The sequence below is a fragment of the Streptomyces sp. NPDC005761 genome (assembly GCF_040630635.1).
Taxonomy (GTDB): domain Bacteria; phylum Actinomycetota; class Actinomycetes; order Streptomycetales; family Streptomycetaceae; genus Streptomyces.
The window spans coordinates 223673-239500 of record NZ_JBEXXX010000007.1; the positions used below are offsets into that span (position 1 = coordinate 223673).

Below are 15828 nucleotides of genomic sequence, written 5' to 3' on the forward strand. Positions count from 1 at the left end.
TTCTCGCCCGGCCGGCCGCTACGGTTCATCAGACCGCTTCGGCCGTGGAGACCGCAAGGTGCAGATCCACCGGCAGATCCTGCCGACGCGTGATGTTGAGCTTGCGGTAGACGCGCGTCAGGTGCTGCTCGACGGTGCTGACGGTGATGTGCAGCTTCAGGGAGATCTCACGGTTGGTGTACCCGCCGGCCGCGAGAGTGGCCACCCGGCGCTCGGATTCGCTCAGTTTCGTGTCGGGATCGGAGCGGAAGTCCTCCGGGGCGCCGCGCCGGCGCATCCGGTCCTCGGGACCGAGCTCCGGGCTGAACTCCTCGCACAGGGACTCGGCACCGCACTCCCGGGCGAGGTTCCACGCACTGCGGATCACCGCGTCCGCACGGGCGGGCTCGGCGACCGCCCGCAGGGCGCGGCCCAGCTCGGCGAGCGAACGGGCCAGCTCCACCCGGTCACCGGACCGGCCGAGCTCGTCGACCGACTGGTTGAGCAGGGAGAGCCGCTGGCGCGGATCCGAGGTCACCGCGCGTAGACGCAGGCTGATTCCGCGTACCCACGGCCGGCGCGCGTCCGGGTCGGCGAACTGCTGCTCCACCAGAGCCTTGGCCCGTTGCGTCTCACCGAGCCGGAACAGTACGTCGGCCGCGTCCGTGCGCCAGGGCAGCACCGCCGGCCGGTCCACGCCCCAGCTCCGGGCCAGCCGGCCCGCTTCCAGGAAGTCGCCCAGTGCGGCGTGAAGCTGATGGGTCGCCATCAGGTAGTGGCCGCGGGCGCGAAGGTAGGCGAGACCATGGGTGCTCTTGAACAGCGTGTCCGAGACGGGCTGGTGGAGCTGACGGGCAACCGCCGCATGGTCTCCCATGAGGGTGCGCGCGCGGATCAGGGTGGCGGTGGGGCTCCCGACGAACGCGCTGCTGCTCTGTTCCGGCAGGCAGTCGAGCGCCCTGCACGCGTACTCCTCGGCGGCGTGCAGATCGCTCAGGCGCAGGAGCACCGCCGCGAGCGCCGAGGAGAACAGGGCCTGCCAGGCCGGGGCCTTCTGGCGCTCGGCCTCGGCGATCAGCTCGCGGCAGCAGGCGGCGGCCCGTTCGGGGTGACCGAAGTAGGCCAGGGACCGCAGGGCACGCATGACCGGTTCCAGCGTGTCGTCGGTGAGGACGGTCGTACGCAGGAAGCGCTCGGCGGCCGTGGACTCCGTGCTGCTGCCGGATCCGGGCCCAGGCCTCGCCTCGCCGGGCCCTCGCGGATTCTCGGACCGGGCGTCGGACGCCTCCGCGGCCTCGTCCGGGCGGGGTCCGAATGCGGTCCGGTCCTGGCTCCCGGTGCTGCTCGCCACGGTCTCCCGGAGAATCCGGGACATCACCTCTCCCGCCTCCGCGACCCGGCCCTGGCAGGTGAGGAGTTCGGCCAGGGGGGCCAGGCGCTCCGCGGCCAGGCGGCCGGCGCGGAGCACCGCGAGCGGGGCGGACAGGTGCTTCTCGGCCCGCCCCGGGTTGACCCTCCAGGTGACGGCCGCGAGCCGGGTCTTGATGTCGGCCCGCTGCTGCTCGTCCCGGCTGAGTTCATGGGCGAGTTCGAGAGCCTGGGTGGCCCTGGCGGGGTCGCTGTGCGTCAGCAGGTCCTCGGTGGCCTCCCGCAGCACGTCCACGGCCCAGGGCAGGCCGTCGAGCGATCCGCCCAGTTGGGCGGCGCTCAGCAGGTGCCCGGAGACCCGGGTGACGGATTCGCCCTCCGTGTGGAGGAGCTCGGCGGTACGCAGATGCAGACCGGCCAGCACGTCGGCCGGGACCTGATCGAGGATGGCCGTCTTGGTGTGCGGGTGCGGAAAGAGGTGACCGCTGAGGATGCCGGACGCGGACAGGGAGGCGACCGACTGCGCGGCGGTGAAGGCGGGGACGCACAGAAGCCGGCCCGCCCGCTCCGGTGTGTAGGCATCGCCCAGTACGGCCAGGGCCGCTCCGAGGTCCAGCATCCGCGGTCCGCTGTGCCGCAGGCAGGTCAGGACCGCCTGTCCGAACAGCCCGCCCTGCTCGGGGCGGAAGGCGTCCGTGGTGGCCGGAGCGGAACGGTACTCCTCCAGGAGCGCGCGCAGCAGCAAGGGGTTGCCCCCGCTGATCGCGTGCAGCTCGCCCGAGAGCGCCTCGCGCGGTGTGGGGCCGGGGGACGAGGCCGCGACGCGCCGGCACCCCTCGGGTGTGAGCCTCCGCAGCCGGAGGCGCCGCACGTTGCGGCTGCGCAGCAGCTCCGTTCCGAAGGAGGCGTCCTGGCTGTCCTGGTGCAGGGGCGTCGTGAGCACCAGCAGCATCCGGGTGGAGCGGCTGTGCCGGACGATGTGCTGGAGGTAGCGCAGGGAGGCGCTGTCCGCGTGGTGCACGTCGTCGACGGAGATGATGACCGGAGTCGTCGCGCTCAGTCTCTCCAACGCCGCCTGGAACTCCCGCATCGCGCTGACCTGCGGCTCGCCGTCCGGTGCGGCGGAAACTTCGGGGAGCGCGCCGGCCGGGGCGTCCCCGGTCAGCTGTCGCATGAGGCCGAGCGGCAGCTCCCGTTCGGTCGGTGAACCGAAGGCCCGCAGGGTCAGATTGTCCTCGTCGGCCCACTCGGCGAGGGAGTCGATGAGTTCACTCTTTCCGCATCCTGCGGCTCCCTCGATGACAACGATGCGGGCCGCGCCGCTCCGGCACTCACTGAGTGCGGTGCGCAATGCCCGTACTTCCAGCTCTCTTTCGGCAAATTCCACAGAGTCCCCCGAACCCATGCTGCGCTTCGACCTGTCCCGGCATTGGGAAAATGCCTTGATGGAACGTGCGTGGCGTATATGGAACGCGTGTGCGTACGCTACACGCCTATGAGTGTGGCGCACGCTCGGCGCATCCTCTAGTGGCCACAAGCTGCACGCTCGGCGAGACGGTGGAGTCTCCGGCGCCGAGGGTCAACGCTTGGCGGTTTCAGGGCAGTTGGGTGGGTCTAAGATGCCCCGACGGCTTCGAGGCAAGGGTGGTGCTGTGGGTCACCGTGAAGATCTCCTGGAAGGTGCGAAGCGCTGTCTGCTGGAGAAGGGGTTCGCCCGGACGAGCGCGCGGGACATCGTGGCCGCATCAGGAACCGCCCTGGCGTCCATCGGGTACCACTACGGCTCCAAGGACGCCCTGCTGGTGCAGGCGTACGTCCAGGCGATGCAGGAGTGGGCGGACGAGTTCGGGCCGGGCACCGCGATCGGGGCCGATCTCGAATCCGCGTCGTCGACGATCGAGCGCTTCGAGCTGGTCTGGAACCGCATCGTCGAGATCTTCCCGGAGCGCAAACCCCTGTGGGCGCTGAGCGTGGAGGTCGCCGTGCACGCGGAGAACCTGCCGCAGATGCGTGAGGGGCTCTCCAAGGCGCAGCCGTTCGGCTGGTCGGCGCTGGTGGCGCTCTTCCATGGCGTGGACGAGAGCGAGGTCGACGAGCAGATGGCGGTCACCCTCGGCCGTTTCTACGCCGCCCTGCTCAACGGCGTGATGTCGCTGTGGCTGTTCTCGCCGGAGACCGCGCCTTCCGGGCGTGATCTGGCCGAGGCGATGAGGGCGATGCTGGTGCTGCACCAGGGTGCCACCGCCGGAGCGGGGCCGTCCGCCTGAGCGGGGCAGGCCGCAGCCGATGTGGAGGGGTGTGGGGTCGGAAGCCGGCGCACCCGACGGGCCGGTGGTGCGCCGCCGCGCTCAGGGTTCGTCGCGGACGAGGCCGGCGTCCCGCAGCTCGCTGACCCAGATGTCCATGTCGGTACGGGTGTTCTCCGGGTCCGTGCACCACAGCTCGGCCAGCATCTCGGCAGCCGGCCCGAGTTGGCCGTTGTGCTGGCGCAACGCGATCCACATGGCCGCGGCCACGGGGCTGCACCGGTAGCTGGCGCCGTCCGCCGCGGTGAGGAATTCGAGGTACCCGTCCTCGGTGACGCGTGAGGTGACGCCGTTCTCTGGTCGTACCGGCACTCTGGCCTCCGTAGTCGATAGCCGGTCGGTGACGGCCAACCATGGGAAGGAGGCGTGACCGTGTACGCGGGGCGGGGATGGGATGTCTGTCCGGGCGGTGCGTTTGCCGGCGCCGACCGGGGCTGCCTCGCACATCGGCTCATGAGGGCAGGCTGCCCGATGCCGCGATAGACGTTAGTCTAGTACGGTCGTCTAGATTCTGGTGAGGGAAGCGCAACTCTGTCCGGAATACATTGCCCGGTACATGAAGTACGCCCGCCCCGGAAACGGTTCCGGGGCAGGCGGGAGCGGGTCCGGGAAGGGGCGCCGGTCATCGGCGCCCCCGTACGGGACTCACCCGTGTGTGACCGGGAGCGACGGTGGGACGGTCCCTCGTCCCCGGCCGCTCACGATCCGACCGTCAGCGTGCTCGTACGGGCGCGGATCAGGTCGAGCACCTGGGCCACGTGGGAGTCGAGGTAGAAGTGGCCTCCCGGGAACACCTTCAGCTCGAACGAAGCCGTGGTGTGCTCGCGCCACGACTCCGCCTCGTCGACCGTCACCTGCTGATCGGCGTCGCCGACGAGCGCCACGACGTCCAGGCCGAGCGGCGGCCCCGGCCGGTAGCGGTAGGTCTCCGCGGCCTTGTAGTCACTGCGGATCGCCGGAAGGATCATGCGCAGGATCTCGGGATCGCCGAGCACCGCGGCGTCCGTGCCGCTCAGCTGGGTGATGTCGGCGATGAGGCGGTCGTCGTCGGCCAGATGCACGCGCTCGTCGCGTACCCGGGAGGGTGCCCGGCGGCCGGAGGCGAACAGCGTGCCCGGCGAGGTCCCCGCGGCCTCCAGCCTGCGGGCCACCTCGAACGCGAGCGTCGCGCCCATGCTGTGGCCGAACAGGGTCAGGGGCAGGTCCCCCCAGGGACGCAGCTCCTCGACGACGAGATCGGCCAGATCCTCGATGTTCTCGACGCAGGGCTCGTTCCTCCGGTCCTGGCGGCCCGGGTACTGGATCGCGAGAACGTCGACGGCCGGGGACAGTGCACGCGACACCGGGAAGTAGTAGGTGGCCGATCCGCCCGCGTGCGGGAAGCAGACCAGGCGGGTGCGGGCCTCGGGCGCCGGATGGAAACGCCGGATCCAGGGTCCGGTCTCCCGGGAGTCGTCCGTCATCAGTGCTCTACATCCTTCGTCTGGGGTTGAGGTTGGGGCTGTGGGTGTTGCTGTGACTGGGGGTGGGGCTGGGGTTGTGCTTGTGAGCTCGGCGAGGGGTGATGCCCTCGCTTCATCGGGCCGCCCAGCTTCCGGGCGGCCGGTAGTGAAGCGGTGCGCTCCACCGCGGCGCCGCGCCTCGACGGGCGTCCGGGCCCGCCGCCGGGGCACGGTGCAGGCTCAGCAGCGCGGCGGTCACCGCGGCGATCTCCTCGGCGGACGGCACACCGGCGAGGAAGCGCAGGGTCGGCCGGGTACCGTCCGGATCCGCGGATCGGGACGCGGGGGAGCGGGGGGCGGTGGTCATGGGGTGGTCACTCCTCACGGGGCTCAGGTCGGGGGGTTGCCGTGCTTGCGGGCCGGGACTCGCGCGTCCTTCGTCCGGAGCATCGCCAGGGAACGCACCAGGACCGCGCGGGTCTCGGCCGGGTCGATCACGTCGTCGACCAGGCCGCGCTCGGCCGCGTAGTACGGGTGCATCAGCTCCTGCTGGTACTCCTTGATCCGCTGCTCGCGGGCCGCCGCGGGATCCGGCGCGGCGGCGATCTCCCGGCGGAAGACGATGTTCGCCGCGCCCTCCGCGCCCATCACCGCGATCTCGTTGGTCGGCCATGCGAAGGACAGGTCGGCCCCGATGGAACGCGAGTCCATCACGATGTACGCCCCGCCGTACGCCTTGCGCAGGATGACTTGTACGCGGGGGACGGTCGCGTCGCAGTAGGCGTAGAGCAGCTTCGCGCCGTGCCGGATGATGCCCTGGTGCTCCTGGTCGGTACCCGGCAGGAAGCCCGGCACGTCGACCAGCGTGACCAGGGGGATGCTGAACGCGTCGCAGGTCTGGACGAAGCGCGCCGCCTTCTCCGAGGCGTGGATGTCGAGCACCCCGGCCTGCGCGGCGGGCTGGTTCGCCACGATGCCGACCGTGTGGCCGTCCAGCCGGGCCAGCGCGCAGATGATGTTGGTGGCCCACTGCGCGTGGACCTCGAAGAAGTCCTCGTCGTCGACGATCTCCCGGATCACCGCCCGCATGTCGTACGACTGGTTGGCGTGATGCGGAACCAGGCTCAGCAGTGCCTCGCACCGCCGGTCCGCAGGGTCGTCGGTCGGCGCCTCGGGCGGGAGTTCGCGGTTGTTGGCGGGCAGCATGGAGAGCAGATGCCGGACCTCCTCCAGGCACTCCGCCTCGTCGTCGTACACGAAGCCGGCCGCGCCGGAGACCGTCGCGTGGACCTCCGCCCCGCCGAGCTGCTCGTGCGTCACGCGCTCGTTGGTGACGGCCTGGACCACGTCCGGCCCGGTGATGTACATCTGGGAGATGTCCCGCACCATGAAGACGAAATCGGTGAGCGCCGGTGAGTAGGTGGCGCCGCCCGCGCACGGCCCGAGGATCACGCTGATCTGGGGGATCACCCCCGACGCCCGCACATTGCGGCGGAAGATCCCGCCGTATCCGGCGAGCGCCGTCACCCCCTCCTGGATCCGGGCCCCGGCACCGTCGCTCAGCCCCACCAACGGCGCGCCGGACGAGATCGCCAGGTCCATCACCTTGTGGATCTTCTGCGCGTGGGCCTCGCCCAGCGAGCCGCCGAAGACCCTGAAGTCATGCGCGTACGCGAACACGGTGCGGCCGTGCACCTGGCCCCATCCGGTGATCACCCCGTCCCCGCTCGGCCGCCGGTGCTCCAGTCCGAAGCCCGTGGACCGGTGCCGCCGCAGCGACTCCACCTCCTGGAACGTACCCGCGTCGAAGAGCAGCTCCAGCCGCTCGGGCGCGGTCAACTTGCCCCGCGCGTGCTGCTGTTCGGTCGAGCGCGGCCCCATGCCCTCGCGCGCCGCGCTCTTCAGCTCCGCCGCCTGGGCCACCAGCGAGCGCAGATCCGGCCGGGGCCGCGCGGAGTCGTCACCACCACTGTTCGACGGGGCGTCCTGAATCACTGTCATGGTCCCACCCATCCAAGGCTCGACGGAGCGCGGTGGCTGCTCACACCGGCGCCGGAATCCGGATAACCGTCCCTCATTGAAGACCCGGTGCGATCCCCGTGCCCTCCCCTAAGTTGTCCGGGACCCCCCTAGGGCCTCCCCAGCCCTCTCACCGGACCGTGCCGGGTTCGCGGGCCCGGCCCCCGCCCGCCCACGGACCCGTCGGGTCCCGGCGCAGGACCCTTAGGGGCTCTACGGGGCCTCGCCGGGTGGAAGCGAAGTCCCTTTACGGCACGCGGACGACGGGGCGCGGAGCCGTCGCACCGGGTGGGCGTCAACGGAATTGGGACCCGCGAACCTTAGGGGTTTTGGCGGCGGCGGGCAGACCCCAGCCTGGGTCCCGACCGGTTCGGAAACGAAGCGACCGACGTGCTGATCGTTCCGGAACGACGTGCTGAAGGGCAGGACACCATGAGACACGACTTCCGCACCGGCGGTGCGCTGGTCTTCCCCGGCATGAGCCCCACACGCTTTCAGGACTCGGCCAAGTTCATGCTGATCAACCCGGTGGCCCGCCGGCTCGTCGCCGAGGCCGACGACGCGCTCGGGTACTCGCTCGTCGACCGCTACCGCGACACCGAGGGCGACTACAGCGAATACGCGCAGGTCGCGTTCCTCGTCAACTGCCTGGCCCTCGCCACCTGGGCGCAGGACCGCTTCGACCCGGAACCCGCACTCTGCGTCGGACCCAGCTTCGGCGGAAAGACCGTGGCGGCCCACACAGGCGTCCTGGAATTCGCCGACGCGGTCCGCCTGACCGCCGGCTGGGCCAGACTCCTGGAGTCCTGGTTCGCCGAGAACCACCGCGACGTCGTCACCCACTCCTTCACCCGCGTCCCGCGCCCCGAACTGGACCGCGTGCTCGCCGAACTCGACGAGCGCGGCGAGTGGTACGAGATCTCCTGCCACGTCGACGAGGACTTCTACATGGTGTCGCTGCGCGCGACCGTGCTGGAGTGGCTCGGCAAGCGGCTGCGTTCGGTCGGCGGCCTGCCGCTGTACACGATGCGCCCGCCCATGCACGCGAGCGTCTTCGCCCCCCTGCGTCAGCGGGCCGAGGAGGAACTCTTCGCCCCGCTGACCTTCCACGATCCCCGGATACCGGTCGTCGCCGACCAGGACGGCACCCTGCTGACCACCGGCGAGCAAGTGCGCACCATGCTGCTGGACGGCTTCGTCCGCCCGGTCCGCTGGCCGTCCGTCGTCGACGCCCTGCGGCGCCACGGCGTCGGCAGGCTGTACGTCGCAGGACCGGACAGCCTCTTCGGCCGCGTTCCCGTCACCACCGGGAACTTCGACGTCGTCGCCGTGGACCCGAGGACGGCGCTTCAGCCCGTCCGCCGCAGCCTCGCCGCCTGAGCGAGGCCCGGTCGCCCCGGAACCGACGCACCTCCGGTGGGACGCGCCCAGGCCGGCGCCGCGCCCCCGCCGCCTCCATCAGGACCGGCCGCGGACTTTCGAGCGAGAGGTACACCATGACCCTTCTGACCAGGACCGACCTGGGATTCGCCTATCTGCAGCTGACCGGGTCGGCCTGGCAGGAGCCGGTGCGGTACACCCTGGAGGAACGGCTGGCGGCGCTGGCCGAGAACAGCTGTGTCTCCATGGGCATGAGCGTCGAGGAGCTGGAGGCGTTCCTGGCCGACCACTCGGCGGACAAGCTGCGCGGCCTGCTCTCCGAGTACGGGGTACGGCTGCACGAGCTGGAGGTCCTGTTCGGCTGGAACGCCGGACCGGAGGAGAGCGGCCCCGCGCTGGAGTCGGAGACCCGTCTCTTCGAACTGGCCGTGCTGGCCGGCATTCCCGCGGTCAAGTCCTGCGCCGTGTACCCGACCGGCGTCGAGATGCCCCCCACCGAGGTCCTCGCCGAGCGGTTCGGCGCGATGTGCGACCGTGCCGCCGCGCGCGGACTGAACATCTCCCTCGAAGCCATGGCCGTGATGCCCGGCTTCACCTACCAGGTCGCCTCCGACGTCGTCGTTGCCGCGGACCGGCCCAACGCCGGCCTGCTCATCGACATGTGGCACCTCTTCCGCGACCCGACGGGCGTCGGCTCGGTCGACCAGCTCACGGGCGCGCAGATCGCCGGCGTGGAGTTCGCGGACGCCCCCCGCACCCCGTCCCCCGACGTCATGAACGAGGTCCTCAGCGGCCGACTGCTGCCCGGCGACGGCGACTGCGACATCACCGGGCTGCTGCGCACGCTCGACGCCAAGGGCGTCGACGTCACCCCGTCGGTCGAGGTCCTCTCCGCCGACCTGCGCGCCCTGCCGCTCAGCGAGAACATCGCCCGCACCGCCGCCGCCGTGCGCGCCTCCCTCGAGAAGGCCCGTGGCTGAGAGCGCCGCCCCCTACCCACCGAGCGCAGAGACCTCTGGAGAAGGAACCATGTCCGATCTCGTCGATGCATGTCCGCACGCCCAGCCCCGCCCCTTCCCCCTGGAGCGCACCGGCTGCCCCCTGGACCCCGCACCCGAGTACGCGGTGCTGCGGGAGACCGAGCCGGTCTCCCGGGTCAAGCTCAAGTTCAACGGACGTGAGGCCTGGCTCCTCACCCGGTACGAGGACGTCCGGCAGATGCTGGTCGATCCGCGGTTCAGCTCCAACATGGCGGACCCCGGCTACCCGCTCCAGTTCCACTTCCCCATGGAACTGCTCGGCAAGGTCAAGCCCGCCCTGCTGCACATGGACCCGCCGGAGCACACCGCGCACCGCATGATGCTGATGCCGGAGCTCAGCGTGAAGCGCGTCGAGGCGATGCGGCCGCGCACCCAGGAGATCGTCGACGAGTGCATCGACGCGATGCTGGCGCAGGGCGGCCCGGTGGACCTGGTGTCCATGCTGTCCATGCCCGTCCCCTCCGTCGGCATGTGCGAGCTGACCGGCGTTCCGCACGAGTCGCGTGACCTGTTCCACCGCTGGGTCACCCTCCTCGTCACCCAGGGCAGCGCCGAGGAACACGCCTCGGCCAACGCCGAGGTCGAGGTGCTGCTCTACGAGCTGATCGCCGAGCGCCAGAAGAACCCCGGCGACGACCTGATCAGCAGCCTGCTCCAGCGCAACGGCGAGAAGAACGAACTGGAGCCGGCCGACATCAGCGCCCTGGTACGGGCCATGATCGCCGCCGGTCACGAGAGCACCGTCAACGGCATCTCCATCGGCGCCCTCGTTCTGCTCCAGCACCCCGAGCAGGCCGACTGGCTCCGCGAGCACCCCGAGCTCTCGGGCCAGGCCGTCGACGAGCTCTCCCGCTACTCCAGCATCTCCGACCACGGCACCGTCCGCGTCGCGCTGGAGGACACCGAGATCGGCGGTCAGCTGATCCGCAAGGGGGAGGGCGTCATCTGCTCGCTCTCCGCCTCCAACCACGACCCGGCGGTCTTCAAGGACCCCAACACCCTGGACCTGACCCGCCGCGAGGCACGCCACAACGTGGCGTTCGGATTCGGACGTCACCAGTGCGCGGGCCAGATGCTCGTCCGCATGCAGCTGGAGGTCGTCTTCACGACCCTGCTGCGGCGCATCCCCGGACTGCGTCTCGACGCGGCCCTGGACGAACTGCCCTTCAAGGCCAACGCCCTCATCGACGGCGTCCACGAGCTTCCGGTGACCTGGTAAAGGAGATTTACATGCGTGTGATCGTCGACAAAGAGCGTTGTGTCGCGGCCGGTTCCTGTGTGATCACCTCACCCGCCGTCTTCGACCAGAACGACGAGGACGGCAAGGTGGTGCTGCTGATCGAGACGCCGGACGTGAATCTGCGTGACGAAGTGCTGGAGTCCGTCAACGTCTGCCCGGTCGCCGCGCTGAGCATCGCCGACTAGAGGCCATCGCCTCCCCCGGAACCCGGGGCACGGACCCGCCCCCTCCGGGCCCGTGCCCCGGCCGCACCGGGGTCGCCCCACCCCCGAAGAGCCCGGCCCCCGTCGCGCGACGGCGCGGCCCGCTCGCCACCCACTCCCGAAAGCGACGTTGGAACCGTGGAGAATCCGAACACCACTTACGCGCCGACGGCGCACGGGAACGGCGAAACGGTCCATTCCCTGCTCGACGAAGCGACCGCCGACACCCCGGACGGGCAGTGTCTGCACGACGCCGCCGGCGAGGTGACGTACCGGCGGATGGCCGAACTCAGCCACGGCTTCGCCGCCTGGCTCACCGAGCAGGGAGCGGGGCGCGGGGACCGGCTGCTCGTGCAGCTCCCCAGCCGGCGCGAGCTGGTGGCCATGGTCTACGGGGCCTCGCGCCTCGGCGTGATCCTCGTGCCGCTCAATCCCGCGATGAAGGAGTACCACCTCCGGTCGGTCATCGAGGACGCCGAACCCTCCCTGATCATCGGCGACGGCCCCACCACCGAGGTGCTCGGCCGGGCCGCCGCCCTCCCCGTCCACGACCTCGCGGCGATCTGGCCCCAGGTCGAGGAGGCCGCGGGGCGCCCCGCGCCTCCGCCCCTCAGGATCGGCCCCGAGGAGACCGCGTTCCTCGTCTACACCTCCGGCAGCACCGCCGCCCCCAAGGCGGTCGTGTGCCCGCACGCGCAGGTCACCTTCGCCTCCCGCGCCATCCAGCAGGTGCTGGGCTACCGCCCGGACGACGTCGTCTTCTGCCGCTTCCCCATCTCCTGGGACTACGGCCTCTACAAGGTGCTGCTCGCCTGCCTGGGACGCTCCCAACTGGTCCTGGACGGCGGCGAGTCCGACCTCGTACTGCTGCGGCGGATGCGCGAGACGGGCGCCACCGTGGTCCCCATCGTGCCGTCGCTGGCCACGATGATCGGCACCCTTGCCCGGCGCGACGCCCAGGACCCGCCCCCGGTGCGGATGTTCACCAACACCGGTGCCGCGCTGCCCGACCACGCGGTCGCCGCCCTGCGCGAGGCGTTCCCCGGCGTACAGGTGGTCCGTCAGTTCGGGCAGACCGAGTGCAAGCGCGTCAGCATCATGCCGCCGGACGAGGAGAACGAGCGCCCCCGGTCGGTGGGCCTGCCGCTGCCCGGTACGACCGTCCTGATCCTGGACGCGGAGGGCCGGGCCCTCCCGACCGGGGAGACCGGCGAGATCGTCGCCGTGGGACCGCACGTCATGCCCGGATACTGGCGCCGCCCCGAACTCTCGGCGCGCACCTTCCGCCCCGACCCGGACACCGGGGCGCTGCGGCTCCACACCGGCGACTACGGCCGGCTCGACGAGGACGGGTACCTCTACTTCGAGGGCCGCCGCGACGACATGTTCAAGCGCAAGGGCATCCGGATGAGCACGGTCGAGATCGAGGCCGCCGCCATGGACATCCCCGGCGTGCGCACCGCCACGGCACTGCCGCCCACCGACACCCGCGACCTGGTCATCTTCGCCGAGACCGAACTGCCGCCCCACACCGTCCTGAAGGAACTGGCCGAGCGCCTGGAGTCGGCCAAGGTGCCCGCCCTGTGCCGCGTCCTGGACGAACTGCCGCTGAGCCTGCACGGGAAGAACGCCCGGCAGGTACTGACCGAGATGATCGACGGGGAAGGGCGATGAGCCGCTACCAGGCACTGGCCGAACGCTTCGGCACACCTCTGTACGTGTACGACCTCGACGAGGTCGACGCGGCCCGGCAGCAGCTGTTCGAAGCCCTGCCGGAGGAGTTCACCCTCTTCTACGCACTCAAGGCCAACCCGCACCCGGGCCTGGTCCGGGCGCTGCGCGAGGGCGAAGGCCGCCACTGCCGGCCCGAGATCAGCTCGACCGGTGAGCTGGAGGCCGCCCTCGCCGCCGGGTTCCGGGGCGAGGACTGCCTCTACACCGGCCCGGGCAAGACCCCCGGCGAGCTGGACGAGGCGATCCGCCGGGGAGTCCGCGTCTTCTCGACCGACTCGGTCTCCGACGTCCGCCACGTGGCCGACGCCGCCGTGGCCAACGGCGCGACGGCCGACTGCCTGCTGCGCGTCAACAGCGCGTCCGCCAGTGCCACCAGCAGCATCAGGATGACCGGTACCCCCTCGCAGTTCGGCTTCGACAGCGAGACCCTGGCCGATGTCCTGCCCGAGCTCCGCACGATCGAGGGCGTCCGCATCACCGGGATGCACTTCTTCCCGCTCAGCAATGCCAAGGACGAGGACAGCCTCGTCGGCGAGTTCCGGCACACCATCGAACTCGCGGCCCGCCTGCGGCAGGAGCTCGGCCTTCCCCTGCGCTTCCTCGACATCGGGGGCGGCTTCACCGTGCCGTACGCCGTTCCCGGCGGCCGCGGCACGTACCCGAAACTGCGCGGCGAGCTCGCGGCCGCACTGGACACCCACTTCCCCGAGTGGCGGACCGAGGGACCCGAGCTCGCCTGCGAGTCGGGCCGCTACCTCGTGGGGGCGAGCGGCACTCTGGTCGCCTCGGTCAGCAACGTCAAGGTCAGCAGAGGACGCAAGTTCGTCATCCTCGACGCGGGCATCAACACGTTCGGCGGCATGTCGGGCCTCGGCCGGCTGCTGCCCGTGGCGGTCGGGACGGAGTCGGGGGAATGCGTCGAATCCGCCAGCCTGGTGGGCCCGTTGTGCACCCCCGGTGACGTCCTCGGCCGTGAGATCGACCTGCCGGCGCTCGCCCCGGGCGACCTGGTGACGATCCCCAACGCCGGCGCCTACGGGCCGACCGCCAGCCTGCTGATGTTCCTGGGCCGCCCGGCCCCCACCGAGGTGGTGGTGCGGGGCGACGCGGTGCTCTCCGTCTCCCGGATCGAACACAGTCGCTCCTACGCGGCCGTGGACGGAGCGTCCGCGCACACCGCCGTGGGAGAGGCCGAGTGAGCGCCGGCCTGATGCACGGCGCAGCGAACACGGTGAACCCGGCGGGCGCCCGGCGCGGCACCGTGGTCGTCACGACAGTGGCCTCCGACTCGCACACCTGGAACCTCGTCTTCCTCCAGCTGCTCATCGAGGAGCTGGGCTACGAGGTGATCAACCTCGGCCCGTGCGTCCCGGACCAGGTCCTCGTCGACGTCTGCCGGGAGACCGCCCCCGACCTCGTGGTGATCAGCAGCGTCAACGGCCACGGTCACCAGGACGGCCTGCGTGTCATCGACGCGCTGCGCGCGTGCGGTGAACTGGCCTCGACCCCGGTGGTCATCGGCGGCAAGCTCGGCGTCGACGGGCAGCGCAGCGACGCGGCGATCGGTGAACTGATGTCCGCCGGATTCGACGCCGTGTTCGACGACGCCTCCACCACCGCACGGGAGTTCAGCCGGTTCGTCGGCACGCTGTCCGGCGCCCCCCGCTCCCTGGAGCGCAGCGAGGTCCGGGCGTGAGACCGGGCGCGCACCCCCTCCGGCGGACGGCCGAGGGGGCGCGCCCGGTTGACTTCGGAGCCTTCGTCCGTGCGAGAAGCCGAGCCGGTGACCTGGTGGTGCAGCCCCGGATGGGGTTCAGCGACCCCGTCACCATGCGCGCGGGGCTGGCCGCCACCAGCGCCGCCGAGGCCACGACGGTCGGCACCATCACCCTCGACAGCTATACGAGGGTCGGTGAACTGGACTCCGTTCGAAGTGCGTTGGCCGCCGGCGTGGACCTCAACGGATATCCCATCGTCACCTACGACCGGGCCGTGACCGGGCAAGTCCTCGCGGGCATCAGGGACGAGACGTTCCCGGTCCAGGTCCGGCACGGATCGGCCGTCCCCGGGGACATCTTCGCCGCGCTGCGCAGAACGCTGATCAACGCCACGGAGGGCGGCCCCGTCTCCTACTGCCTCCCCTACGGACGTACTCCGCTCGACGAGTCCGTACGGAACTGGGTGCGCTGCACCGAGGATTTCGCGCAGTTGCGGGAATCGGGAGTGGAACCGCATCTGGAGACGTTCGGCGGCTGCATGCTGGGGCAATTGTGCCCACCGAGCCAGCTGGTGGCGATCAGTGTGCTCGAAGCCCTCTTCTTCTGTCAGCACGGAATACGCAGTGTGTCGCTCAGTTATGCCCAGCAGACCCACCCCGGGCAGGACCGGGAAGCGGTCGCTGCGCTGCGCCGGCTGTGCGGGGAATTGCTTCCGACACCCAACTGGCACGTGGTCATCTACGCCTACATGGGCGTCTACCCGACCACGGACGAGGGCGCCTATCTGCTGCTCGACCAGGCGACGCGCCTCGCGGTCGGCTCGGGGTCGGAACGGCTCATCGTGAAGACGGTGGCGGAATCCCGCCGGATCCCGACCGTCGCGGAGAACGTCGCCGCACTGGAGTCGGCGGCCAGGACCGCCAGAACGGCGCAGCCCGGTGGGCCGGCCTCCACCGAAGCCGACTCGCAGACATACCTGGAGGCCAGAGCCCTGGTGGAGGGTGTCCTCGAACTGTCCGCCGACATCGGGCACGCCTTCGAGCTCGCCTTCAGGCAGGGAGCTCTGGACATCCCCTACTGCCTTCACCCGGACAACCACGGACGGGCCCGCAGCTACATCGACGGCGACGGCCGGCTGCGGTGGGCCGGCATCGGGCGGCTGCCGCTGGCCGGGCTCGTCGGCCCGGCCCGCACCCGGGATGCCACCTCGGCGGGGCTGCTCGCCGACCTCTCCTACGTACAAAGGGCGTTCGACCGGCTGGCGGTGGAATCCGGTGACGTCCGGGACCGTGACCGCGCGGATATCGAGCCGTCCCGATTCCGGTCCCTCCCCGGTGGCGAATCGCTGGAGAGGGCTGAGGACTTAGGGGGGCTGTAGGGGCTGTGCGCGGCCTTTCGC

The 15828-nt window shown here is 70.9% G+C and carries 14 protein-coding genes; 9 read left to right on the forward strand and 5 right to left on the reverse strand.

Annotated elements, in window-relative coordinates; genetic code table 11:
• Positions 1-28 precede the first annotated feature (28 nt).
• The gene (locus tag ABZ434_RS09985; RefSeq protein WP_359133654.1) at positions 29-2752 is read right to left on the reverse strand and encodes an AAA family ATPase; all 2724 of its coding nucleotides are present in this window, start codon (positions 2750-2752) and stop codon (positions 29-31) included.
• A gap of 247 nt (positions 2753-2999) precedes the next feature.
• On the opposite strand from ABZ434_RS09985, the gene ABZ434_RS09990 reads away from it, so the two are divergent.
• On the forward strand, positions 3000-3614 hold the full coding sequence (locus ABZ434_RS09990) for a TetR/AcrR family transcriptional regulator (protein WP_359133656.1): 615 nt from the start codon (positions 3000-3002) through the stop codon (positions 3612-3614).
• An 81-nt stretch (positions 3615-3695) separates the two neighbouring features.
• Here ABZ434_RS09990 and ABZ434_RS09995 read toward each other — a convergent pair whose 3' ends face one another.
• The 4 genes from ABZ434_RS09995 to ABZ434_RS10010 form a co-directional block, all read right to left on the reverse strand.
• On the reverse strand, positions 3696-3965 hold the full coding sequence (locus ABZ434_RS09995; protein WP_328896449.1) for a PqqD family protein: 270 nt from the start codon (positions 3963-3965) through the stop codon (positions 3696-3698).
• A gap of 386 nt (positions 3966-4351) precedes the next feature.
• Positions 4352-5116 carry an alpha/beta fold hydrolase gene (locus ABZ434_RS10000; protein ID WP_359133659.1) on the reverse strand — a complete coding sequence of 255 codons (765 nt, stop codon included), beginning with the start codon at positions 5114-5116 and terminating at the stop codon, positions 4352-4354.
• A 112-nt stretch (positions 5117-5228) separates the two neighbouring features.
• On the reverse strand, positions 5229-5462 hold the full coding sequence (locus tag ABZ434_RS10005; protein WP_359133662.1) for an acyl-CoA carboxylase epsilon subunit: 234 nt from the start codon (positions 5460-5462) through the stop codon (positions 5229-5231).
• A 23-nt stretch (positions 5463-5485) separates the two neighbouring features.
• Positions 5486-7096 carry an acyl-CoA carboxylase subunit beta gene (locus tag ABZ434_RS10010; protein ID WP_359133665.1) on the reverse strand — a complete coding sequence of 537 codons (1611 nt, stop codon included), beginning with the start codon at positions 7094-7096 and terminating at the stop codon, positions 5486-5488.
• A 531-nt stretch (positions 7097-7627) separates the two neighbouring features.
• Between ABZ434_RS10010 and ABZ434_RS10015 the strand changes: the two genes are divergently transcribed.
• From ABZ434_RS10015 to ABZ434_RS10050, 8 genes are all read left to right on the forward strand, one after another.
• Positions 7628-8494: an ACP S-malonyltransferase gene (locus ABZ434_RS10015; RefSeq protein ID WP_359133727.1), complete on the forward strand. Its 867-nt coding sequence runs from the start codon at positions 7628-7630 to the stop codon at positions 8492-8494.
• 116 nt (positions 8495-8610) lie between these two features.
• The gene (locus ABZ434_RS10020) at positions 8611-9474 is read left to right on the forward strand and encodes a sugar phosphate isomerase/epimerase (RefSeq protein WP_359133666.1); all 864 of its coding nucleotides are present in this window, start codon (positions 8611-8613) and stop codon (positions 9472-9474) included.
• A 49-nt stretch (positions 9475-9523) separates the two neighbouring features.
• Positions 9524-10753 (forward strand): cytochrome P450, encoded by a 1230-nt coding sequence (locus ABZ434_RS10025; RefSeq protein ID WP_359133667.1) that lies wholly within the window; start codon positions 9524-9526, stop codon positions 10751-10753.
• Positions 10754-10764: 11 nt separating this feature from the next.
• A complete protein-coding gene (locus ABZ434_RS10030; RefSeq protein WP_359133669.1) occupies positions 10765-10959 on the forward strand; it encodes a ferredoxin in 195 nt (64 codons plus the stop codon).
• 156 nt (positions 10960-11115) lie between these two features.
• Entirely contained in the window at positions 11116-12651 is a 1536-nt protein-coding gene (locus ABZ434_RS10035) for an AMP-binding protein (RefSeq protein WP_359133671.1), read from the forward strand.
• The gene (locus ABZ434_RS10040; protein WP_359133673.1) at positions 12648-13910 is read left to right on the forward strand and encodes a type III PLP-dependent enzyme; all 1263 of its coding nucleotides are present in this window, start codon (positions 12648-12650) and stop codon (positions 13908-13910) included. Before ABZ434_RS10035 ends, ABZ434_RS10040 begins: the two co-directional genes overlap by 4 nt.
• On the forward strand, positions 13907-14407 hold the full coding sequence (locus tag ABZ434_RS10045; protein WP_359133675.1) for a cobalamin-dependent protein: 501 nt from the start codon (positions 13907-13909) through the stop codon (positions 14405-14407). Before ABZ434_RS10040 ends, ABZ434_RS10045 begins: the two co-directional genes overlap by 4 nt.
• A complete protein-coding gene (locus ABZ434_RS10050) occupies positions 14404-15807 on the forward strand; it encodes a methylaspartate mutase (protein WP_359133677.1) in 1404 nt (467 codons plus the stop codon). Before ABZ434_RS10045 ends, ABZ434_RS10050 begins: the two co-directional genes overlap by 4 nt.
• Positions 15808-15828 lie beyond the last annotated feature (21 nt).

Coding starts and splice junctions, on each gene's coding strand:
- ABZ434_RS09985 (WP_359133654.1), bottom strand. CDS start 2,752: ATGGGTTCGGGGGACTCTGTGGAATTTGCCGAAAGAGAGCTGGAAGTA.
- ABZ434_RS10010 (WP_359133665.1), bottom strand. CDS start 7,096: ATGACAGTGATTCAGGACGCCCCGTCGAACAGTGGTGGTGACGACTCC.
- ABZ434_RS10000 (WP_359133659.1), bottom strand. CDS start 5,116: ATGACGGACGACTCCCGGGAGACCGGACCCTGGATCCGGCGTTTCCAT.
- ABZ434_RS10025 (WP_359133667.1), top strand. CDS start 9,524: ATGTCCGATCTCGTCGATGCATGTCCGCACGCCCAGCCCCGCCCCTTC.
- ABZ434_RS10020 (WP_359133666.1), top strand. CDS start 8,611: ATGACCCTTCTGACCAGGACCGACCTGGGATTCGCCTATCTGCAGCTG.
- ABZ434_RS10030 (WP_359133669.1), top strand. CDS start 10,765: ATGCGTGTGATCGTCGACAAAGAGCGTTGTGTCGCGGCCGGTTCCTGT.
- ABZ434_RS10005 (WP_359133662.1), bottom strand. CDS start 5,462: ATGACCACCGCCCCCCGCTCCCCCGCGTCCCGATCCGCGGATCCGGAC.
- ABZ434_RS10040 (WP_359133673.1), top strand. CDS start 12,648: ATGAGCCGCTACCAGGCACTGGCCGAACGCTTCGGCACACCTCTGTAC.
- ABZ434_RS10015 (WP_359133727.1), top strand. CDS start 7,628: ATGCTGATCAACCCGGTGGCCCGCCGGCTCGTCGCCGAGGCCGACGAC.